Annotated in this window: 21 protein-coding genes; 11 read left to right on the top strand and 10 right to left on the bottom strand. The window is 62.4% G+C overall.

All coding sequences use genetic code 11. The annotated features are described in order from the left end of the window. The first annotated feature begins 140 nt into the window (after positions 1-140). From NKJ09_RS05320 to NKJ09_RS05300, 5 genes are all read left to right on the top strand, one after another. The gene (locus tag NKJ09_RS05320; protein ID WP_352484102.1) at positions 141-470 is read left to right on the top strand and encodes a hypothetical protein; all 330 of its coding nucleotides are present in this window, start codon (positions 141-143) and stop codon (positions 468-470) included. Further along, a complete protein-coding gene (locus tag NKJ09_RS05315; protein ID WP_352493991.1) occupies positions 452-1,426 on the top strand; it encodes an ABC transporter substrate-binding protein in 975 nt (324 codons plus the stop codon). Before NKJ09_RS05320 ends, NKJ09_RS05315 begins: the two co-directional genes overlap by 19 nt. A gap of 73 nt (positions 1,427-1,499) precedes the next feature. Next, on the top strand, positions 1,500-2,576 hold the full coding sequence (locus NKJ09_RS05310) for a quaternary amine ABC transporter ATP-binding protein (RefSeq protein WP_352493990.1): 1,077 nt from the start codon (positions 1,500-1,502) through the stop codon (positions 2,574-2,576). Next, positions 2,573-4,555 carry an ABC transporter permease gene (locus tag NKJ09_RS05305; protein WP_352493989.1) on the top strand — a complete coding sequence of 661 codons (1,983 nt, stop codon included), beginning with the start codon at positions 2,573-2,575 and terminating at the stop codon, positions 4,553-4,555. The genes NKJ09_RS05310 and NKJ09_RS05305 overlap by 4 nt, the downstream gene beginning before the upstream one ends. Before the next feature lie 159 nt (positions 4,556-4,714). Next, positions 4,715-6,280, top strand: a complete 1,566-nt coding sequence (locus tag NKJ09_RS05300; protein ID WP_352493988.1) for a hypothetical protein — start codon at positions 4,715-4,717, stop codon at positions 6,278-6,280. A gap of 123 nt (positions 6,281-6,403) precedes the next feature. Here the strand turns inward: NKJ09_RS05300 and NKJ09_RS05295 are convergent, their stop codons facing one another. From NKJ09_RS05295 to NKJ09_RS05275, 5 genes are all read right to left on the bottom strand, one after another. Next, positions 6,404-7,585 (bottom strand): M20 aminoacylase family protein, encoded by a 1,182-nt coding sequence (locus tag NKJ09_RS05295; protein WP_352493987.1) that lies wholly within the window; start codon positions 7,583-7,585, stop codon positions 6,404-6,406. A gap of 42 nt (positions 7,586-7,627) precedes the next feature. Next, positions 7,628-8,401: an amino acid ABC transporter ATP-binding protein gene (locus NKJ09_RS05290; RefSeq protein ID WP_352484108.1), complete on the bottom strand. Its 774-nt coding sequence runs from the start codon at positions 8,399-8,401 to the stop codon at positions 7,628-7,630. Next, positions 8,388-9,308 carry an amino acid ABC transporter permease gene (locus NKJ09_RS05285; protein ID WP_352484109.1) on the bottom strand — a complete coding sequence of 307 codons (921 nt, stop codon included), beginning with the start codon at positions 9,306-9,308 and terminating at the stop codon, positions 8,388-8,390. The genes NKJ09_RS05290 and NKJ09_RS05285 overlap by 14 nt, the downstream gene beginning before the upstream one ends. A gap of 8 nt (positions 9,309-9,316) precedes the next feature. Then, positions 9,317-10,147, bottom strand: coding sequence for an ABC transporter substrate-binding protein (locus NKJ09_RS05280; RefSeq protein ID WP_502901314.1), 831 nt, complete (start codon positions 10,145-10,147; stop codon positions 9,317-9,319). A 68-nt stretch (positions 10,148-10,215) separates the two neighbouring features. Further along, positions 10,216-11,190, bottom strand: coding sequence for a substrate-binding domain-containing protein (locus tag NKJ09_RS05275; protein WP_352493985.1), 975 nt, complete (start codon positions 11,188-11,190; stop codon positions 10,216-10,218). Between the two features lie 108 nt (positions 11,191-11,298). On the opposite strand from NKJ09_RS05275, the gene NKJ09_RS05270 reads away from it, so the two are divergent. Next, positions 11,299-12,636: an aminotransferase-like domain-containing protein gene (locus NKJ09_RS05270; protein ID WP_352484112.1), complete on the top strand. Its 1,338-nt coding sequence runs from the start codon at positions 11,299-11,301 to the stop codon at positions 12,634-12,636. A 26-nt stretch (positions 12,637-12,662) separates the two neighbouring features. Here the strand turns inward: NKJ09_RS05270 and NKJ09_RS05265 are convergent, their stop codons facing one another. Next, positions 12,663-14,021 carry a trimethylamine monooxygenase gene (locus tag NKJ09_RS05265; RefSeq protein WP_352493984.1) on the bottom strand — a complete coding sequence of 453 codons (1,359 nt, stop codon included), beginning with the start codon at positions 14,019-14,021 and terminating at the stop codon, positions 12,663-12,665. 260 nt (positions 14,022-14,281) lie between these two features. Between NKJ09_RS05265 and NKJ09_RS05260 the strand changes: the two genes are divergently transcribed. Further along, the gene (locus NKJ09_RS05260) at positions 14,282-14,998 is read left to right on the top strand and encodes a helix-turn-helix domain-containing protein (protein WP_023716777.1); all 717 of its coding nucleotides are present in this window, start codon (positions 14,282-14,284) and stop codon (positions 14,996-14,998) included. A gap of 169 nt (positions 14,999-15,167) precedes the next feature. Here the strand turns inward: NKJ09_RS05260 and NKJ09_RS05255 are convergent, their stop codons facing one another. Genes NKJ09_RS05255 through NKJ09_RS05240 form a run of 4 tightly spaced genes read right to left on the bottom strand, consistent with a single transcriptional unit; the run spans position 15,168 to position 18,924 of the window. Continuing rightward, complete coding sequence (locus NKJ09_RS05255) at positions 15,168-16,208, bottom strand: heme-dependent oxidative N-demethylase family protein (RefSeq protein ID WP_352493983.1); 1,041 nt, start codon at positions 16,206-16,208, stop codon at positions 15,168-15,170. Positions 16,209-16,217: 9 nt separating this feature from the next. Beyond that, positions 16,218-17,183 carry a PDR/VanB family oxidoreductase gene (locus NKJ09_RS05250; protein WP_352762417.1) on the bottom strand — a complete coding sequence of 322 codons (966 nt, stop codon included), beginning with the start codon at positions 17,181-17,183 and terminating at the stop codon, positions 16,218-16,220. After that, complete coding sequence (locus tag NKJ09_RS05245; protein WP_352484117.1) at positions 17,180-17,776, bottom strand: dimethylamine monooxygenase subunit DmmA family protein; 597 nt, start codon at positions 17,774-17,776, stop codon at positions 17,180-17,182. Before NKJ09_RS05245 ends, NKJ09_RS05250 begins: the two co-directional genes overlap by 4 nt. Positions 17,777-17,790: 14 nt before the next feature. Further along, complete coding sequence (locus tag NKJ09_RS05240; RefSeq protein WP_023716772.1) at positions 17,791-18,924, bottom strand: aminomethyl transferase family protein; 1,134 nt, start codon at positions 18,922-18,924, stop codon at positions 17,791-17,793. A gap of 248 nt (positions 18,925-19,172) precedes the next feature. Here NKJ09_RS05240 and NKJ09_RS05235 point away from each other — a divergent pair, with 248 nt between their 5' ends. The 4 genes from NKJ09_RS05235 to NKJ09_RS05220 are packed head-to-tail and all read left to right on the top strand — an operon-like array spanning position 19,173 to position 21,442. Then, a complete protein-coding gene (locus NKJ09_RS05235; RefSeq protein ID WP_023716771.1) occupies positions 19,173-19,460 on the top strand; it encodes a hypothetical protein in 288 nt (95 codons plus the stop codon). Between the two features lie 10 nt (positions 19,461-19,470). Next, complete coding sequence (locus NKJ09_RS05230; protein ID WP_023716770.1) at positions 19,471-19,848, top strand: hypothetical protein; 378 nt, start codon at positions 19,471-19,473, stop codon at positions 19,846-19,848. Positions 19,849-19,864: 16 nt separating this feature from the next. Continuing rightward, positions 19,865-20,026, top strand: a complete 162-nt coding sequence (locus NKJ09_RS05225) for a hypothetical protein (protein ID WP_023716769.1) — start codon at positions 19,865-19,867, stop codon at positions 20,024-20,026. A 15-nt stretch (positions 20,027-20,041) separates the two neighbouring features. Then, positions 20,042-21,442, top strand: a complete 1,401-nt coding sequence (locus NKJ09_RS05220; RefSeq protein WP_031193329.1) for an APC family permease — start codon at positions 20,042-20,044, stop codon at positions 21,440-21,442. Positions 21,443-21,577: the final 135 nt, after the last annotated feature.

Genomic DNA, 21,577 nt, shown 5'->3' with positions numbered 1-21,577 from the left:
GTCGCGGCTGGTACCCGATGACTGGCAACCTTGGCTTTTTTTCGAGCCGATCTACGGGTCCATGTAAAAAGACGGCCGTGAAATTGGCGCAGGCGTTATTCGTTGCGCGACGTGAACGTTGGTATATATAATTTCATCCCATGAAAGCGGCTCTGGGCGAGTTGCCGAGCCAACAGCCGAGATCATGGGACTTTGATGGTTTGCACCTGAAGACCGGCGATCGATCCGCGGATGACTGCTTCCGCAGCAAACCATCGGCAGTCATGACGCGGCCGGTCCCGCGCCACATCTTCACCAATTTGGGCACCACCCCGTTTTGCGCCGGCATCCGCTTCGGCAGCATTGTGGCGCCGACGGCCTTGCGCAACGACCAGCTTTTCCAACACAATCAAAAAAGACGCAAGAAGGGAACTAACGATAACTTCCACCAGAGCTTGACAGGAGAACAAGCATGTTACTTCGGAGCATGATTTCGAAACTATCAATGGGAGCCTTGGCGCTTGCCGCAGCAAGCGCGCTGACACTACCGGCACAAGCAGCGGCGCCGGAATCCAACGACCCGATCAAGATCGCGCTGTTCGACTGGACCAGCGTCAATCTGAACGCCAAGATCCTCGGCGGCATCCTCGAAAAGCTCGGCTATACCGTCGAGTACCCGACCGCCGACTATCTCTCCAGCCTGACCACCGGCCTGACCAATGGCGACATCGATGTCGGCATGGAGTTCTGGGACACGACGGCCGGCGAAGCGATGAAGGCCTCGGATGCAACCGGCCAGACCGAACGCCTCGGCAAGCTCGGGCCCAAGGCCAAGGAGGAATGGTGGTTTCCCGAATATATGAAAGAGAAATGCCCGGGCCTACCGAACTGGGAGGCATTGAAGGACCCGAAATGCGCCGAGGCCTTTTCGACGGCGGAAACAACACCGAAGGGGCGCTATCTCGGCGGCCCTGTGACATGGGAAGGTTTTGACGACGAGCGCGTCGAGGCGCTGAAACTGCCCTTCACCGTCATCCATGCTGGCACCGATGCAGCGATGTTCGCCGAACTGGACTCGGCCTATCAGCGCAAGGCGCCGATCATGCTGTGGATCTATTCGCCGCATTGGGCACCGGCCAAATACAAGGGCGAATGGATCGAATTCCCCGACCATACTGTAGAGTGCTACACCGACCCGAAATGGGGCGTGAACCCCGATGCGAAATACGACTGTGGCAAGCCGCATGGCGAGATCTGGAAATATTCCTGGGCCGGCATGAAGGACAAATGGCCGGTCGCCTACAAGGTCGCGAAAAACTACACGGTCGATACCGACGAGCTCAACAAGATGAGCGGCGAGATCGATCTCGAAGGCAAGACGCCGGAAGACGTCGCCGCCGCCTGGATCGCCGCCCACGAAGGCGACTGGAAAGCTTGGGCCGAGTGACCGTCTGACTGGAAATCCGACGGCTCGGCCATTCGTGGCCGGGTCTCGATCCCTATTCCAGAAGGACGATTGCATGACCGATACGATTGAACGCGCGGCGAAAGCGGGCAACGATGCCCGCCCGATAAAGCTTGCCTGCCGCAATGTCTGGAAGCTGTTCGGGGCGGACGCGGCCAATTTCATCCGCCGGCGCGACGGCAAGGCCAGCCTGGCGGACATCGCCGCTGCCGGACTGGTTGGCGCGGTGCGCGCCGTCGATCTCGAAATCCGGCAAGGCGAGATCTTCATCATCATGGGACTTTCGGGATCCGGCAAGTCGACGCTGGTGCGCTGCATGTCGCGGCTGATCGAGCCGACCCACGGCAAGGTCGAGTTTGAAGGCAAGGACCTGCTCAAGATTTCCGATGCCGCGCTGATCGAGCTGCGACGCCACCGCATGGGCATGGTGTTCCAGAATTTTGCCCTGCTGCCGCATCTCAACGTACTGGAGAACATCGCCTTTCCCTTGGGCATCCAGGGGCAGGACCGGCCGACGCGCGAAAAGCGGGCTCGCGAGGTCATCGAGTTGGTCGGCCTGCGCGGCCGCGAGCATTTCTATCCACGCGAGCTTTCCGGCGGCCAGCAGCAGCGTGTCGGCATCGCCCGCAGCCTCGCCACCAAGCCGGAAATCTGGTTCCTCGACGAGCCATTCTCGGCGCTCGATCCGCTGATCCGCCGTGAGATGCAGGACGAGCTGATGCGGCTGCAGACCATGCTGCACAAGACCATCGTCTTCATCACCCATGATTTCGACGAGGCCATCCGGCTGGCCGACCGGATCGCCATCATGAAGGACGGCGAGGTCATCCAGATCGGCACGCCGGAAGAGCTGGTGGTCAACCCGGCGACGGATTATGTCGCCGAATTCACCCGCGACGTCGACCGCGCCAAGGTGATCTCGGCCAAGAGCCTGATGCGCGCCTGCGACGCCGCTGAACATGGCGGCACGGTCGCGCCGGATGCCAAGATCGCCAGTTTCTCGGCAGATATCGTCTCTGCCGGCAAGCCCTTCGCGGTGGTCAACGGCACCGGCAAGCCGATCGGTGAGGTAACGCCGCAGGCGGTGATCGATCTTCTCGCTGGCATCGAACGTCCCGGAGCCGGCGCATGACGGTCACGGCAAGCGCGAGCGCAGCGAGGCCGCGGCAGGGTCAGACCTGGCTGGTGATCTGGGCCTGCGCGCTCGCCGCCGTGCTTGTTGTCTTCCTGCTGCAGGAAAGCCTGCCCTGGACGGTCAATTACCCAGCCAATGCCGTCATTCCCGTCGCCGACTGGGTCAGCGCGCTGATGAACTGGGTGAAGTCGAATTTCTCCTGGCTGACGCGCTCGATCACCGCCGTGCTCGGCGTGCCGCTCGATTTCGCGCTCAATCTTCTCGCCAAAAATTTCAAGATCGGCCATGGCGCGGATATGATCGTCTTGCCGCGCCTGTCCTGGGTCGGCGTCTGCGCTGCCGCCTACCTTGCCGGCCGCGCCGCCGGCGGCTGGAAGCTGGGTGCGCTGGTCGGCGGGTGTTTTCTCTACATCGCGCTGTTCGGGCAGTGGACCAGCGCCATGCTGACGCTGGGCCTGATCTCGATCGCTGTGCCGTTTTGCATTGTCACCGGGCTGTTCGCCGGCATCTGGGCATGGCGCAAGCCTTGGGCAGAAAGGCTATTGATCTCCCCTGCCCTCGATCTGATGCAGACGATCCCAACCTTCGCCTATCTCATCCCGATGCTGCTTTTGTTCGGCAACAGCCCGGTCTCGGCAATGATCGCGACGGCAATCTTCGCGACACCGCCAATGGTGCGGGCGACGATGCTGGGCCTGTCGCGGGTGCCGTCGGAGATCGACGATTTCAGCGAGATGGCCGGCTGCACGGCACGGCAGAAGCTGTGGCGGGTGCTGTTGCCGTCGGCGCGGCCGACGCTGATGGTCGGCGTCAACCAGGTTATCATGCTGGCGCTCAATATGGTGATCATCGCCTCGATGATCGGCGCCGGCGGCCTCGGCTATGATGTGCTTTTGGCGCTGCGCGCGCTCAAGGTCGGCGAGGCGATGGAGGCAGGCCTCGCCATCGTCGCACTGGCAATTGCGCTCGACCGGCTGAGCCAGGCGATCGCGCACAATCACGCCAAGGGCAATGTCCGCCATCAGCCCGGCACCAGCTTCTGGCGGCGCTATCCCAACCTGACGCTGGCCGTCGCCATCCTCGCCGTCACCACGCTGCTCAGCCTGTTCGTGCCGGCCTTCGCCGCGGTGCCGAAGGCGATCACCTTCACCACCGCACCTTTGTGGAAGGCGGCGGTGAACTGGATCACGATCAACTTCTTCGACACGATCGAGGCGTTCCGCGTGGCGCTGATCCTCAATGTGCTGAACCCGGTGCGCGCCTTCTGCGAGGGCTTTCCGTGGCTGGGCGCGGTTTGTCTCCTCGGCCTTGCCGGATACCAGCTCGGCGGCTTGCGCCTCGCCGCCCTGGTCGCGGCATTGACAGCGTTCTGCGCCGTCACCGGCCTTTGGGAAAAGACCATGGCGACGGTCTACCTGTGCGGCATCTCGGCCTTTATCGCTTGCCTGATCGGCATCCCTATCGGGCTGATGGCATCGCGCAGCGACCGCTTCGAAAAGATCGTGACGCCGGTCATCGACACGCTGCAGGTGCTGCCGTCGTTCTGCTTCATCATTCCGGTGGTGATGCTGTTCAGAGTCGGCGACGTCACCGCGATGATCGCCACCGTCGCCTTCGCCGTGGTGCCGGCCATCCGCTACACCAATCACGGGATCCGGCAGGTGCCGCCGGCGCTGATCGAGGCGGCGAAGGTTTCCGGCTGCACCAAGCGCCAGACCTTCTTTCGCGTGCAGCTGCCGCTGGCGTTGCCGGAGATCATGCTCGGCGTCAACCAGACTATCCTGATGGCGCTGGCAATGATCATCATCTGCGCCATGGTCGGCACCCGCGATCTCGGCCAGGAAGTGTTCATCGCCCTGTCCAAGGCCGATTCTGGCCGCGGCATCGTCGCCGGCCTGGCCATCGCCTTCATCGGCATCGTCGCCGACCGGCTGTTCAATGCATGGACGGCCAAGGCGAGAGCGAGGCTGGGATAGCCGGAATAGGAGGGCCACAGGAAGCTGCCGCTAATGGCGCCCCGGTGACGAGTTACCGATCCCTACGCCTAACGACATAGCCCTTCGGGATTATTGCTCGCTCTTGGCTCACATCGTACGGCTGTGATGGGACGGGTAGGCTCAACAGGAGAGCGGATAATGTCTAAACGCGTTCCCTTTACTACCGGTGATCTAGCAGATCATCAGTGGGGTATCGATGACGCCCTCACAGGCGATCCAAACACGAATATCTTGACCGGCGACGCCGGCGGCAGCCTGCTCGATTTCTCGAGAGGCGGCAACGATACCTTAACGGAAACCGCACCGTCGACCTACACCTTCTACGGTGACGCGGCTCGGAGCTTGTTCAATTTTGCTCGGGGCGGTGACGACACCTTCACCACGGGGCTTTCGTCCACCACGACGACTGCCTATGGTGACGCGGGCGACGATATGTCGGACCACAGCAAGGGCGGCAACGATACCTTCAACAGTGGATTGGCAAGGCAGGTAGTCGATACCTTCTATGGTGACGCCGGCGGCAACATGCTCGGCCATGCTCATGGGGGTGACGACACTTTCCTGACCCAAACCAAACAAGGAGCCGACCACACCTTCTACGGTGATGCAGGCGGCGAGATGTCCGATCGCAGCAAGGGCGGCAACGACACCTTCGAGGGCTCGAAAGAAGCCAATAACATTTTCTACGGTGACGCCGGCAGCAACATGTCCGGCAATGCGCGGGGCGGCGACGATAGCTTCACGGGCAAGAGCGATTCATTCAACACTTTCTACGGCGATGCCGGCGGCGACATGTCGGACGACAGTAGGGGTGGCAACGATACCTTTACGGGCCGCTCCTTTTCCACCAACACTTTCTTCGGCGACGCCGGCGGCAACATGTCTGGCCATGCTCTGGGCGGCGACGACTATTACACAGACACGTTTGGGGATCTCGGGAGCAAAACTCTCTATGGCGATGCGGGCGGCGATCTTTCCGGTTTTGCCACGGGCGGCAACGACACCTTCACGAGCGTGGGTGGGTCCCGGGTAACGTTCTACGGTGACGCGGGCGGCAGTATGTTCGACCATGCGCTTGGGGGCGATGACGTGGCCGTGCTGCAAGGCACCGCCCATAATGTGGGGTATGGCGACGCCGTGACGATGCTCGGCAACGCTGTGAGCGGCAATGACACCCTGACCGGCGGGGACAAGAGCGCCTTTCCTGACGTTCTAAACGAGTTGTCCGGCGACGCGCGCGCTATGTCCGGCTCCGCCCAGGGCGGCAATGACATTCTTACCGGGGGCCAGAACAGCGAAAGCGGCCAAGTTCGCAACTTCCTGTGCGGCGACGCTCTGCAAATGTCCGGTTCGGCTCAGGGCGGCAACGATGTCCTGTACGCAGGGAGCGCGGCACCTGGCTGCACGGTCATCAATGACATGTGGGGGGATGGACAACTGAGCGAGTTGGCTCAGGGCGGCGCAGACCAATTCATATTCAAGGACGATGGTTCAATGACGGTCGGAACCCAAAACACCATCTACGACTTCAGCCAGACCCAAGGCGACACTATCGTGTTTAGTGGCGTGGAGGGCGTGCAATCGTTCGATGATCTCACAATTGCGCAAAGTGGAACCGACACCATTATTACCGCGGGAGTCGATCAAGTTACTCTCGCAAACTTTGCGAGCCCGCTGACAACGAGTGACTTTTTGTTCGTCTGAAAGTGAAGCTCTTATCGCATTCGAAGAGGGGGAATGCGTGAGAATTCGTTGAGCATCGTCGCGCGGCCGGTCGCCCCAATTCTGGTCGACCGGCCGATCGACAATCCCAGCCGCAAGTATGGATCAAGCGGCCAGGAATCTCTCGGTCAGTCGAGCCCAGAGCGCTGCGCCGACGGTCAAATTGCCGTCGTTGAAATCATATTTCGAGCTGTGCAGGATGGCTGAATCCTCGCCGTTGCCGAGGCGGAGGAAGCAACCGGGTTTGTGCTCGAGGAAATAGGAAAAGTCTTCGCTGCCGGGGATCAACGGGCAGACGGCCACCTTGTCGTGACCAACGAGTTCAACAGCGACGTCTGTCGCAAAGGACGTCTCGCTCTCGGAATTGACCACCACCGGGTAGCCGCGCTCGTAGTCGATCTCGACGGTTGCGCCATGCGCCTGCGCCACAAGTGCTGCGATACTGCGAATACGCTGCTCGAGCCTATCGCGAATCTCGACCGAGAAGGAGCGGACGCTGAGCGTGATCTCGGCCTGTTCGGGGATGACGTTGGAGGCCGTGCCGCCGTGAATGGTGCCGACGGTGACGACAGCCGTCTCGATCGGGTTGACGTTGCGCGACACCACCGTCTGGAGGGTCATGATGATGTTGGCGGCAGCGACGACCGGGTCGACCGTCAGGTGCGGACGCGAGGCGTGGCCGCCACGCCCGGCGATCTTGATGGTGACGGTATCGCTCGCTGCCATCAGCGGCCCCGCGCGCATCAGGAAGGAACCCGCCGGCGCGCCCGGATGGTTGTGCAGCCCGAAAATCGCATCGCAGGGAAAGCGCTCGAACAGGCCGTCGGCGATCATCGCCTGCGCCCCGCTTCCTTTGCCGGCTTCCTCGGCCGGCTGGAAGATGAGGTTCACCGTGCCGTTGAAATGGCGCGTGCGCGCCAGGTATTCGGCCGCGCCGAGCAGCATCGTGGTGTGGCCGTCATGGCCGCAGGCGTGCATCTTGCCGCTGGCTTGGCTGGCATAAGGGAGATTGGTCGCTTCGGTGATCGGCAAGGCGTCCATGTCGGCGCGGATGGCAATGCTGCGGCCGCTGCCTTGGCGCAAGCGGCCGACGACCCCGAGCCCGCCGACATTGCGTGTCACCTCATAGCCCCAGCTTTCGAGCCGTTCGGCAACGTATGCAGCCGTTTCGTGCTCCTGGAAGGAAAGCTCGGGATGCGCGTGCAGGTGCTGGCGAGCCGCAGCAAGCTCGGCGGCCTTGTCGGCGAAGTCGGAAACATCGGCGAACTGGTTGGAGGTCTTTGGCATGAGGGGTCCTTTGCCGAGCACGTAATGGCGCCGGCTTTTCTGTTAGATGAAACGGCTTAAAAAGGCCCGCGTGCGCGGGTGCCTGGGTTTGGCGAGAACCTCGTCCGGAGGCCCGGCCTCGATCACATTGCCGTCGTCCATGAACACCACCCGATCCGCCGCTTCGCGGGCGAAGCCGATCTCATGCGTGACCACGATCATGGTCAAGCCCTGCCTGGCAAGATCGCGCATGGTGGCGAGCACCTCGCCGACCAACTCCGGATCGAGCGCCGACGTCGGCTCGTCGAAGAGCATCAATTTCGGGCGGATGGCGAGCGCACGGGCGATGGCGACGCGCTGCTGCTGGCCGCCTGAAAGCTGGCGCGGATAGGCGTCGATCTTGTCGGCGAGACCGACACGGGTCAGCAGTTCGCGGGCGTAGCCGATCGCTTCCTTGCGGTTCTCCCGGTGAACGCCGACCGGAGCCTCGATGACGTTCTGAAGGGTCGTCATGTGTGGATAGAGATTGAACTGCTGGAACACCATGCCGATCTTGCGCCGCTGCGCCGCGATCGCCCGATCGGAGAGCTTGTCGAGACGGCCGTCGTGCAACCGGTAGCCGATCTGCTCGCCGTCCACCTCGATCGCCCCTTGGTCGATCGCCTCGAGATGATTGATGCATCGCAGGAAGGTCGACTTTCCGGAGCCGGACGGTCCGAGAACGACCACCACCTCGCCAGGCGCGACGTCCAGGTCGATGCCCTTCAGCACCTCGAGCGGGCCGAAGGCCTTGTGAACGTTGCGCGCCCGGACCAAGGGCGTGTCATGCGCGCTCATTGGCGGCCTCCAGGGTGGCGGTCGCCGTCTTCTCGCGGGCGCCGCGGTCGCCGCGGCTGTAATGGCGTTCGATCGCGCCCTGCGCGACATTGAGAACCGAGGTGATCAGCAGGTACCAGAGCACCGCAACCATCAGCAGCGGAATGATTTCGAAGGTGCGGTTGTAGATCGACTGCACGGAGTACAGCAGGTCGGCCATGGCGATGACGCTGACCAGCGACGTCGCCTTGATCATGCTGATCAGCTGATTGCCGGTCGGCGGCACGATCGAGCGCATCGCCTGCGGGATGATGATGCGCCGCAGGGCCCGCGCGCGGGTCATGCCGAAGGCTTCAGCCGTTTCGGCCTGCCCCTTGTCCACCGACAGCAGCCCACCACGAATGATCTCTGCCATATAGGCGGCCTCATTCAGCGCCAGACCGAGGATAGCGGCCGTCAAAGGCGTGATCAGGTCGTTGGTGTTCCAGCTCGCAAAACCGATGGAAATGCGCGGAAACAGCGTCGAAAGATTGTACCACAGGATGAGCTGCACCAGCAGCGGCGTTCCCCGGAAGAACCAGATGAACAGTCCGGATAGAAAAGATGCCAGCCTGTCTTTCGACATGCGCGCGATGGCGAGCAGCAGGCCGAGCACGATACCCAGGATCATCGCCACGACTGTCAGGCCGAGCGTTACGGAAAGCCCCTGCATGACCGTCGGATCGAAGAAATACTGGGCGACGACTGGCCAACCGAAATTCGGGTTGACCGCGACGATATAGGCGAAGCCGGCCGCCACGGCGACGGTGAACGCCCAGAGCGCCAGCCGGACAAGCGGAAACGGCCGGTGGGCTCGCTTGACATCGCGCAGAGCGTCGTCGGGACGTCGCGGCACCTCGGACGCGTAGGCAGCGGTCGCGTCGGTCATGGCAGCCTCTATTGTCCCTGGTTGATGCCGGGCGCGTCGATCATGTTCTTCTCGAGACCCCACTTCTTCATCACCGCGGCGTAGGTGCCGTTCTTCATCAGGATCTTGAACGCGTCGAGTAGTACACCGCCCAGCGGCGAGCCCTTCTTGACGACGGCGCCTTGATAGATGTCCTTGAAGCCATTGGCCTGGCCGACACCTGAAAGTTCCAGTTGGCCCTTCGCCTGCTCGACGAAATAGGTCAGTGGCGCCTGCGAGGAGAAGAATGCGTCGGAGCGCTTCGACCGGACGGCCAGTATCGAGCTCGGCTGGTCGGTGAAGGATTGCACCTCGACGGCCGGCTTGCCGCCCTCGGTGCATTTCTGCGCCTGCTGCTTGATGACCTTTTCGGCTGAGCCACCCGACATCACGGCGATGCGCTTGCCGCACGCCGTGTCGAGCGAGGTGATGCCTTGCGGATTGCCCTTCTCGACGGCGAAGACGACGTATTCGCGCACCCAATCGATGAAGTCGTTGGATTTCTGGCGGTCGGGATAGTCGCCGACAGGTCCCATCGCGAACTGATAACGGCCGGCATTGATGCCGCTCAGCAAGGCCGGCAAGCCGGCGACCGAGGCATGATCGACCTCGACGCCGAGCAGCTGGCCGATAGCGTCGGAAATGTCCTTGGTCGCCCCCGACAGTTCGGTGCCGGTGACGATCTCATAGGGCGGGAACGAGCCGTTGTTGACGGCCGTGATCTTTCCCGCCGTGCGGATCTCTTCCGGCAGCCGGGCCCGCAAATCCTCGTTGACCGATTGCTTCTGGATATCCTGGGCAAAGCTGGCCTGCGCCAGCATGGTGACGAGCGAGGCGAATATGAAGCTGATTGTCCTCATGGCATTCTCCTGTTCTTCGTTGCGCGTTGTCAGGCTGCGGTGGCCCGCGACCTGGCGTCGAAAGGAAACAAGGCTTCGGCGGAAATCGGTTCCGTCAGAATGCCCTGGGCATGTAGCTCGGTGACGAAATCCTCGATCATGCGCCGGTTGGCGGGCAGGCCGCTGGCGTTCCAGGAGGCAGGCAGGTCGCGCCCCGCATGAAGCAGCTCCTCGAGGATCCAGGGCGAGGTATCGGCATATTTTCGGCGCTTGCCCGTCCAGACGCGCTGGCTTTCGTCGATCAGCCTGGCGAGTTCCTGCGGCAGCCAGGGGTGCTCCCTGGCCAGGACGGCCTTGACGGCGACCAGATGCATGCCCGGGACATAACCGACGTCGGCGAAATAGGCGCGTTCGGCCGCGCGAAAATCGCGCAGCACTTGCCGGAAGCCGGAAGCCGGGCCGAAAAAGCCGTCCGGCATGAAGGGTGTGAAAACGGCGTCGAGCTCGCCTTGCGCCAGCAGCTCCATCATCGGGCGCTCGCCTGGCGCTGCTTCGATGCGACCCGGCCTGCCGAATCCGTCGAGGCGGTCGGCGACCGGGTGCTCGGATGTCAGCCTGCCGGCAAACCAGTAGGCGTCCTCGACGCCGACACCTTCGCGGCGAAGTGCCGCCCGCGTCCATGTGTTGCCGGAATCGCGCCAGCCGGTGACGCCGATGCGTTTGCCGGCAAGGTCGGAGAGCCGTACCAGCGGACTGTCACTGACCGTGATGATGCAGCGGTGGCGAAAGCCGCGCATGATGAAACACGGTATTCCAACCACCGTATCCCGGCCCGACGCCATGGCCGACACATAACGGCTGAACGAGACCTCCGCCGCCGCGTAGTTCGGATCGGTACCGAGATCCGCGATCAGCGTGGCGACGCGGTCAACCTTCACCGACAAGCGGCTGGAGGTGACGTCACCGAGGACCAAGGGCGTGAGATAGTCCCAATCACGGGTGGCTATAGTGATGGAAACGGGCATCGGCATGAACTTCAATACTATGTTTGACCGGCGATTGGTAAATGTTTATTTTTGGCCGATCAAATGTTATTATGTTACTGAACATTAACACTGGCAGTCGTTGATTCGATGGATTTCGATGCAGGATGGTTCGCTGAACGCCTCGGCGACCGCACGACGCGCGGCATCGCGCGCGAGACCAGTGCGCTGATCAGAAGCGGCGCGCTGCCTGTCGGCGCAAAGCTTCCGCCGGTGCGCGATCTTGCCTATGTGCTCGGCGTCAGCCCGGCGACGGTCTCGCAGGCGTGGAGCGAGCTGCGGCGCTACAAGATCATCGGCGGCCGCGGGCGCAACGGCACCTGGATCATGGGCAACCGCTTTGCCGCCCGGCCCGAGCGCCACATGAGCGGCGGCAATTACGGTGCGGACATTCTGAACCTGGCGATCGCGGAGCCCGATGTGAAGCTCTTGCCGCCGCTCGACATCGCGCTGGCGCATGGCGCGCGCGCCGAAAAGCTCAACAGCTACGACCGGGTGCGCATCCTGCCCGAGCTGGAGGCCGCGGTGCGCCCGTCATGGCCGTACGATCCCGGCGCGTTCCTGGCCACCAATGGCGGTTACAACGCCATCTACACCTTGCTGCATGCGCTGGTCCCGACGGGGGCGCCGGTGGCCATCGAGAATCCGACGGCGCTTCGCCTGCTCGACATCCTCGAAGATCTCGACGTGCCGATCATCCCGGTGGACTGCGACAGTGACGGCCCCTTGCCCGACGCGCTCGCCAACGCTCTGCGGCAGCGGCCGGTCGCGTTCCTGTTCCAGCCGCGCGTCCATTCGGTGACCGGCGCCTGCATGTCGTCGGCGCGGCTGGAAGTCATCGGCGACCTGCTCGCCGGCACCGACGTGCTGATTGTCGAAGATGACGGCGTTGGCGATATTGCCGATGCGCCGCGCATTTCGCTTGGCCGGCGTTTTCCCGATCGCGTCGTCCACATCCTGTCCTATTCCAAGACCCATGGCCCGGACCTGCGGCTCGCCGTGCTGTCCGGATCGGCGACGATCGTCGAACAGATCCAGTCCTATCGCAGCTTCAGCTCGGGATGGACCAGCCGTATCCTGCAGGCGGCCACCGCCTGGCTGCTGCAGGACCCGGCCACGGCTGTCTTGGTCGAGCAGGCGAAGGAAGTGTATCGCCGCCGCCGCGAACGGCTCGCCGGCGAACTGGCGAAACGCGATGTCGCGATCGACGCCGGATATGGTCTCAGCGTCCTCATTCCGGTTGCTTCGGAACCTTATGCGATGGTCACGCTGGCCGCGCACGGCATCGCGGTCCATGCCGGCGCGAAGTTTTCGACCGGAAAAACGAACGCCGTCCGCGTCGCGACCAGCATCCTGGACGAGGAGCACCTCGAACACGTCGCAAATTCCCTGGCGCTGGCAGCCGACCCGGCGCGGGACGTTGTGTGAGGCAAGGCAATCGTCGTTCGGACTCCCTACTCCGCCGCCACGCCCTTCACTTCGAGATAGCTCTCCATCGAATCGTCCATCGCCTGCAGCCAGGGCGTATGGTGCAGCGGCGCCATCGTGCCGGTCATCAGCGAGCGATAGGAATGGTCGCGGAAGCCCATGATGTCTTCCGCCTTGTGGTGCTCCCACTCCATGAAGGTCTGATTGACAGCCTCGACATCGAAGCCGGGATAGTCGGTCTGCTCCATCAACTCCCTGGTGTAGTCGCCCTGGAACCAGATCATCTGCTCGGCGTCTTCCAGCGTTTCCTCGCGTGCCCGCCACTTTTTGCCGCGCTCGGCCATCGCATCGGCCGAGGGCAGTTTGATGCGGCCCATGATGACGTCGCGGGCGAACCAGGCCTGCGCGTCGAACATGTTGAAGGTGTAGAACTGGTCCTGCATGCCGATATAGGACAGCTTCGGGTTTTTCTCCCAGACGACGCCCTCGTAGAGCCCGTCCGGCCACATGCGGTTGGCGGTCTTCAGCTTCAGGTCTTCGGTCAGGAACGGGAAGGAGTGGAGATAGCCGGTGCACAGGATGATGGCGTCAACGTCTTTGGTGCTGCCGTCCTTGAAATGCGCGGTCTTGCCGACGACCTTCTGCAGCAGCGGCACTTCCTTCCAGTTCTCCGGCCATCTGAAGCCCATCGGCTTCGAGCGGTAGCTCGAGGTGATCGATCTGGCGCCGTATTTGTAGCATTGCGAGCCGATGTCCTCGGCCGAATAGGAGCGGCCGATGATCAAAATGTCCTTGCCCTTGAATTCCATCGCGTCGCGGAAGTCATGGCTGTGCAGGATACGGCCGTTGAAGGTCGAAAAGCCCTCGAAATAAGGAACGTTGGGCACGGAGAAATGCCCCGAAGCGACGACGACATTGTCGAACTCTTCCGAGTAGGTGACGTCGTTGGTGCGGTCATGCGCGGTGACGGTGAACTTCTTCGTCGCATCGGAAAAGGTGACCATGCGCACCGGGCTGTTGAAGCGCACCCATTGGCGCACGCCGGATTTTTCGACACGGCCCTTGATGTAGTCCCACAGCACGGCGCGAGGCGGATAGGAGCCGATCGGCCGGCCGAAATGCTCCTCGAACGTATAGTCGGCGAATTCGAGGCATTCCTTCGGGCCGTTCGACCAGAGATAGCGGTACATCGAGCCGTGCACCGGGTCGCCGTGCTCGTCGAGGCCGGTGCGCCAGGTGTAGTTCCACAGGCCGCCCCAGTCGGACTGCTTTTCGAAGCAGACGATCTCGGGAATGTCGGCGCCGTTGTCGGCGGCCGACTTGAAGGCCCTGAGCTGGGCCATGCCGGACGGCCCGGCTCCGATGACGGCAACACGATCTTTCATTTCGGGCCTCCCGATCTCATTTCTCTAACGAAACAAATTTCACTGACAGGACAGTAATTACCCCTTCGATGCTGTCAACAGGCCTTGTCGCGAAACCCTCGTTTCACCACGCTGGATTTCCAAGCGACGCGGTAGCTCGCGCGAAATCCGGACATTGCGCAATTCGACACGGGTGGCTTGCCGTAAGAGTTGCGCTTCTGTATCGGCACCGAATATGTTCACCGTGAGTGAAATGAATCGGCAAGGTCCGGGGTGGCGAAATGGCGAAAAAAGCGACCAGTCTAAAGCCTGCGGCAGCCGCCGCGGGCAAAGCCAAGCCGTCGGTTGCTGTAATCGATCCGCGCAAGATGCGCGCGCCGCTCACCCAGAACCCGCACGCCATTCGCGACACTCGCGAAAAAGTGCTGGAGGTCGCGATCGGCCGCGAGGTGCGGGCATTCCGCAAGAAGCTCGGCATCACCGTCGCCGATCTGGCGGCCGCCACCGACATTTCGCTTGGCATGCTGTCGAAGATCGAGAACGGCATCACCTCGCCGTCGCTGACCACGTTGCAGGCGCTGTCGCGGGCACTCGGCGTTCCCGTCACCGCATTCTTCCGCCGCTTCGAGGAAGAGCGCAGCGCCGTCTTTGTCAAGGCCGGGGAAGGCCTTGACGTCGAGCGCCGCGGCACGCGCGCCGGCCATCAGTACAATCTGCTCGGCCATATCGGCTCCAACACCAGCGGCGTCGTCGTCGAACCCTATCTGATCACGCTGACCGAAGATTCCGACGTGTTTCCGACCTTCCAGCACGAAGGCATGGAGTTCCTGTATATGCTCGAAGGCGAAGTGGTTTACCGGCACGGCAGCAATCTCTACCCGATGAAGCCCGGCGACAGCCTGTTCTTCGACGCCGATGCGCCGCACGGGCCGGAAGTGCTGACCGTTCTGCCGATGCGCTATTTGTCGATCATTTGCTACCCGCAGAGCGCGGGGTGAGCGGGAGGCAAGCGCCCCCCTCACCCGGATTGCCAACCGAATTGTGAAGGACAAATTCGGGGCAATCCGACCTCTCCCCGAGGGGAGAGGAGATTGGCAGCGCCGGCGCTAGCCTCTTCTCCCCAGCGGGGAGAAGGTGGCCGCGAAGCGGCCGGATGAGGGGACTTGCTTAATCCGGCCCAAACCCCGGCGACGTCGCACTGCCGTCATCCAACTTCGACAGCCATTCGACCAGCGTCGCGCGGTAGCGCGTCAGGCCCTTGTAGTTGGCGAGCTCGTCGGGCAGGTCGCGGATGACGCGGTGCAGGCGCCTTGCCCATTTCGGCTGCATCACCAGCTCGTCCATCTTGATCAGATAGCAGCGGATCGGGAAGACGATCGCGTTCGAGCGCGGCAGCCGCCAGAAGCTCTGCAGCTCGACGCGCAGATGGACCTTGTCGCCGACATTTTCCGGCGTCACCGTGGCGCGGTCCGGGCCCCATTTGTGGTAGTTTTCCGGGCTGGTGTCGAGGCGCGGATTGATGGTCATCGTCCAGTTCAGCCGGCGTGCCGGCTTGCCCTGCTGGATGTTGGTGAGGAACTTCAGCGCCCGGACGAAGATGCCCTTCTCATGCGCCAGCGGCACCGGCGCGTGCCATTCGAAGAAGTTCATGCCGATGTCGAAATCGAGCGACCAGTCGGCCTGGGTGGTGACCATGCCGGCATCCATCCACAGATTGCCGTCGCGCTGGTCGAGGATGCAGAAATCGCCCTGGCTCTGACGCGTGATGTACTCCATTGGCCCATAGGGCAGCGTCGAGACGTCGCCGAAGGTGAAGCTGTCGTCGATGCCGAGCGGGCGGTTGATCCAGCGCCAGCGGTCGCCGTCGCGCGTCAGCGTGAAATGCTCGGGATAGCCGGAAGCCTGCTGCTCCATCAGCAGTTCGAGCAGGTCCCAGCCGGCCAGCGTCATGTGCGGCAGCGACTGGCAGCGCAGCGGGTCTTCGGCGAGCACCAAAGCACGGTCCTGCATTTCGGCGACATAGTGCTCGTCGACGTCGATCAAATTCTCCAGCACGCTGCCCTTCGGCCCGACGACATGCGGCTCGATATTGACCGCATACATGTAGCTGTCTTCATGGAACGGGAATGGAAACCGCCTGATGTGCTCCGGGCTGTTCCGGAAGGTGAAGTCGTCGCGAAAGGTTTCCTTGCGAAAGGTAATGCCCAAGCTCGCCTCCTATCTTTCCAGCACCAGCGACCTGCCCTCGAAGCGCGACACGCAGGGCATGATCTTGCAGCCCGAACGGTGGTCTTCCTCGCTCAGCCAGTGGTCGTTGTGGATGAATTTGCCGTCATGCGAGATGACGTTGGTCTCGCACTGGCCGCAGACGCCGCCGCGGCAGAGATAGGGCGGATCGACGCCGGCCGCCTCGATCGCCTCGAGCAGGCTCTGCTGCTCGTCGACGCGGATCGTCTTGCCGCTGACCGCCAGCGTCACGTCGAAGGGCGCACCCGGCTGCGGTGCCGCGAAATGCTCGAAATGCACGGTCTGGGGAGGCCAGCCTAGAGCGGCGGCGCGGTCACGCACCCAGCCGATCATGCCGGACGGGCCACAGACATAGAGATGGGTGCCGAGCGGCTGCGACGACAGCAGCCGGTCGAGCTCGATGCGCTCGTCGCGATCGTCGTGATAGAGCCTGACCCGGCGCTCGTAGCGCTCTCTCAGCAGATCGGCATAGGTGCCGAGCGAAGCGGTGCGGCAGGTGTAGTGCAACTCGAAATTGCCGCCCTCCGCCGCCAGCTGCGCGGTCTGCGCCATGAACGGGGTGATGCCGATGCCACCGGCCAGCATCAGATGCTTCCTGGCGCGCAGATCGAGCGAGAACAGGTTGACGGGGTAGCTGACCACCATCTCCGTGCCCGGCCTGACCTGCCGGTGCATGAACAGCGAGCCGCCGCGGCCGGCGTCGTCGCGGCGAGCCGAGATGGTGTATTCGCGGGTGTCGAGCGGCGAGCCCATCAACGAATAGGGATTGAGCCTGGTCCGCTCGCCATCGCGCATCTCGACGACGACATGGGCGCCGCCGGAAAAGGTCGGCAAGAGCTCGCCGTCGCGCCTGCGGAAGTGAAAGCGCGTCACCAGCTCGTTGACCGGAACGACATCGCTGACGATGACGTCGAGCTTGGTGGTGCCGGTGCTCATCGAAAGACCTCCTCCGTCGGAGGAATTTCACTGCGGTCCTCGGCATTGATGCAGACGCCCTGGAAAGCGGCGAGGCGTCGTGAATAGTGGTCGCGAACCAGAAGCAAGAGGCCGCAATGCGAACAGGTCGCCGGCTGCGTCGTCACGTTCTCGGTGATGCCCTTGCAGTGGACGCACTGCATGCGGCGCGCCAGCGAGCCGCGATGCTCGGTCTGGATCGAGATGTGGTCGATGCCGGCTTCGAGCGCCGCCTGCATGGCCTGGCCGATCAGCCCTTCGGTGCCGGCAAGGTAGAGCCTGAGTCCCATATGCGCGTTTGCCAGCGTCTGCTTCAGCCGCGGCAAAGCGCTGGCAAAGGAATGGCCGAGGTAGAACTGCGCCGGCTTCAGCGCTTCGAGCACATCGGCATATTTGCTGTCGCGGCCGGGAATGAAAATGATGTGGGCGCCGCCGAAGAAGTCCGCCGGTGCCTTGGCGGCCAGATCGGCAATCGCCAGCGCTCCCTCTGCATCCGCTACGAAAAGATGATACTTGCCGGGCTGCGGAGACAGGGTCCCATAGACCGGCCGACTGATGATGCTTTTCGCTGCCATACCCGCAGTATGCCTCAGCCTTTCGCCGTGCGCTTGGTCTTCTTCGGATCGTCGAACGGAAGCGGCTCGGCGGTTGCGCTGATGGCGCCGCTCTTGTTGCGGATCTCGAGCCTGGTGCCTTGTACCGCGCAGTCGACGTCGAGCCGGGCGATGCCCATCGATTTTTTGACCAGCGGCGAATACATGGCGCAGGTCACCACGCCGACTTTTTTGCCGTCGCGATAGACTGGCGCGCCCTCGTCGGCCGGCTCCTTGCCTTCGAGCAGCACGCCGAAGATCTTGAAGCGCTCCTTGCCCTTGAGGCGATAATGCTCCTCGGCGCCGCGAAAGCCTGTCTTGCCGGGGCTGACGGTGAAATCGAGGCCGAGCTCCCACAGCGTGTCGCCGGGGCCTTCGTTCTCGAACGGGTATTTCTGCGAATTGTCGTAGGGGTAAAACAGCAGGTAGCTCTCGACGCGCAGCATGTCGAGCGTGGTGAAGCGGCACGGGATGATGCCGGCGCTCTTGCCCTCGTCGAGGATCCTGTCCCAGATCGTGCCGGCGTCCTGGCCACGGCAGAAGATCTCGTAGCCGCGCTCGCCGGTGTAGCCAGTGCGCGAGATCATCACCGGCAAGCCGAACAGCTGCGTCTGCATGTGATGGAAATAGTTGAGGTCGCGAATGCCCGGCACATGCTTTGCCAGATAGTCGACGGCGGTCGGGCCTTGCAGCGAAAGGTCGTGCAGATTGTCATCGAAGCGCAGCGACACGTCACGACCGACCGAAGCGCGCTGCAGCTCTTCATGGCCGGTGCCCGAGCCATGCACCACCATCCAGGAATTCGGGCCGGTGCGGTAGAGGATGCAGTCGTCGGTGAACTTGCCGGCCTCGTTCAGCATGCAGGCATAGGCCGACTTGCCGGGATAGATCTTTTCGACGTCGCGCGTCGTCGCCAGGTCGATCAGGTGCGAGGCGTGCGGCCCGGTGATGTGGACCTTCTTCAAGCCGGACACGTCCATCAGGCCGGCCTTGGTGCGGATGGCGATATACTCTTCGTCGGCGTCCTTGTCGTAGGTCCACGCGGTGCCCATGCCGCTCCAGTCTTCGAGCTTCGAGCCGAGCGCGCGATGGCGGTCCGCAAGGGCCGAAAATCTCCAGGATGCCGTCATCCGCTGGTCCTCCGTTCGAAAAAACTTCTTGCTTTCCCCTGCTCCCTGGCGGGAGCGTTGCCCGAATATTGATCGCAAACGCCGAGAGCCTGCAATACCCGCAAGCAAATAATTTCATTGTCAGGCAAAATCCGGCTGGTCAAACAAACAGTTAACGTTGCGTAAAATCGTCTTGACAATTGCGGAGTTCGGCTTGAAGTTATGAAAAAAATTTCACTCTCTTGAAAGAGAGCGATGGAGGGGAACCGATGTCCGACATGCAGCAGCGCATTGAAGCCCTGTACCGTTCCGACCTTCGTGGATCGGTGCTCCTGATCGTCTGTCTGTGGGCGACGATCCTCTTCGTCCTCTTCATGACATGGCCGTACATCCCCGACGCAGGCATCAAGCTAGTCGTCGCGGTCGCTGCCGCCGCGGTGCTGATCTTCAACACGGCCGCCATCCTGGCGATGGTCAACCACTACAAGGAAGACAAGGACTTCATCTACGGCCTCGACATCAAGAATGCCGACGCTTACCGCAACCGCAAGTCCTGAGGGGAGACGCATGGCCCGCTACACACCGCCCGAACAGAGCAAGGCCGGACAGGTTTTCGATATCGCCGTCGTCGTGGTCGCGATTTTTGTCGCGCTGTGGCTGCCGCTGAAACTGGGGCTGGCAGGGGCGGCAAAATCCATCGACGCGCTCGACGCCAAGACGTGGGAAGCGCTCGGCCAGAACCCGACCATGGCCTCGATCTGGGAAAAGCTCGGCTACACGCCGGAAACCGCGCACGACATCATCCAGAACCGGTTCCACTACATCATCGACTGGCCGACGCTGATCATCATGGCCGCAGTGCTGATCGGCTATTTCATCTTTCTGTTCCGCGCATCGGACCGCGAATACCGCGACGTCATCAACGAAAAATTCGACGACAAATAAACCGGGAAGCATCGTCATGTGGGTGGCACTATCTTACGCATGCTGGGGCATCTCGATCGTGCTCGCGCTGTGGATGCTCTACGACTGGTTCAAGATCGACACGACATTTTCCGAAGACGTGCTGACCTCGTCCAGGGAAGGCGAACTTGAAGCCGTGTCCGAAAAACACCGGATCTGAGTAGGGGATTGAACGATGACGGTCACGCTTGAACCGGCAGTGCAAGTGCAAGGCGACAGGGTTTCGCTGCTCAGGGTGCTCGGCCCCGCCCATGTCTGGGCACTCGGCGTCGGCATTGTTCTGGTCGGAGAATTCACCGGCTGGAATTTCGCGGCGGACAAGGGCGGCGCGCTGGCGGCGCTGATCGTCTGCTGGATCGTCGGCCTGCTCTACACCTCGGTCGCCATGATCGATTCCGAAGTCACCTCAACGGTTGCCGCCGCCGGCGGCCAATATGCGCAGGCAAAGCACATTGTCGGGCCGCTGATGGCCTTCAACGTCGCGCTGTTCCTGGTCTTTGCCTACACCATGCTCGAAGTGTCGGACGCTATCCTGCTCGGCGACACGATCGTCGCCAAGGCCGGCGTCGAAGGCCTCAACCACAATTCCTTCATCGCCGCGACCATCGTCGTGCTGGCATGGCTGAACTATCGCGGCGTGCTGATGACGCTCAACGTAAACTTCGTCATCACCGCCATCGCCTATGTCTCGATCGTCATCCTGTTCTTCTCGGTCAGCCCGTGGACGCAAGGCGCCGTGCTCAAGCTGAACGAGCTGGTCACCCCCGGCAACGCCCTGCCCTATGGCTGGATCGGCGTCATCGCCGCCTTCCAGTTCGGCATCTGGTACTATCTCGGCATCGAGGGCACCACGCAGGCCGCCGAGGAAGTTCGCTCGCCGGCGCGCTCGCTGCCTTACGGCACGATGGCCGGCATGATTACGCTTTTGATCGCCGCCGCCATGACCTGGTATGTCTGCGCCTCGCTGATGCCCTGGGAATATCTCGGCATCACCTATTATCCGCTCTGGGACGCAGGCAAGCTGACCGGCAGCCCGCTGCTGGAGAACCTGTTGTTCATCGCGACGCTGCTTGCTGCACTTGCTTCGGCCAATGGCTGCATCAACGACGCCGCGCGCGCCTGGTTCTCGCTCGGCCGCGACCGCTATCTGCCGACCTGGTTCTCGGCGGTGCATCCGAAATACCGCACGCCCTATCGCTCGATCCTGTTCCTGCTGCCGATCGCGCTGGCCTTTGCCTTCATCGCCGACCTCAACCAGGCGATCACCTTCTCGATCCTGTCGGGCGTGCTGCAATACACCTTCATGAGCATCAACATCATCATGTTCAGGAAGAAGTGGCCGCTCGGCTCGATCCGCCGCGGCTACACCCATCCCTTCCATCCGCTGCCGGCGATCGTGCTGTTCTGCCTTTGCGTGGTCACCTTCTTTGCGATCTTCCTCGGCTTCGGCTCGCAGCTGATCGCCATGGTCGCCTTCTACTTCCTGATCTCGCTATGGTTCCATTTCTACCGCTACAGATTCGTGCGCCGCGGTGCCCAGTTCACCATGCCGTGGCCGAAACCACAGGGGTACTGACAGGAGGGCGCGCCCTGTCTGGGCGGGCATTTGCGTGACGAGGTGCGTTAGGTGATCTCAGCATTGCTCGCCGGGGCGGTTGCCCTGGCTCTCGTCCTCCACATGACCTGGCTTGCGCGCGCCAACCGCAACAAG

It is taken from the genome of Mesorhizobium sp. M0189, from assembly GCF_040322135.1.
Classification (GTDB): Bacteria; Pseudomonadota; Alphaproteobacteria; order Rhizobiales; family Rhizobiaceae; genus Mesorhizobium.
The sequence above is the reverse complement of the archived record's forward strand: the minus strand, read 5'-3'. Positions and strand labels throughout refer to the sequence as shown.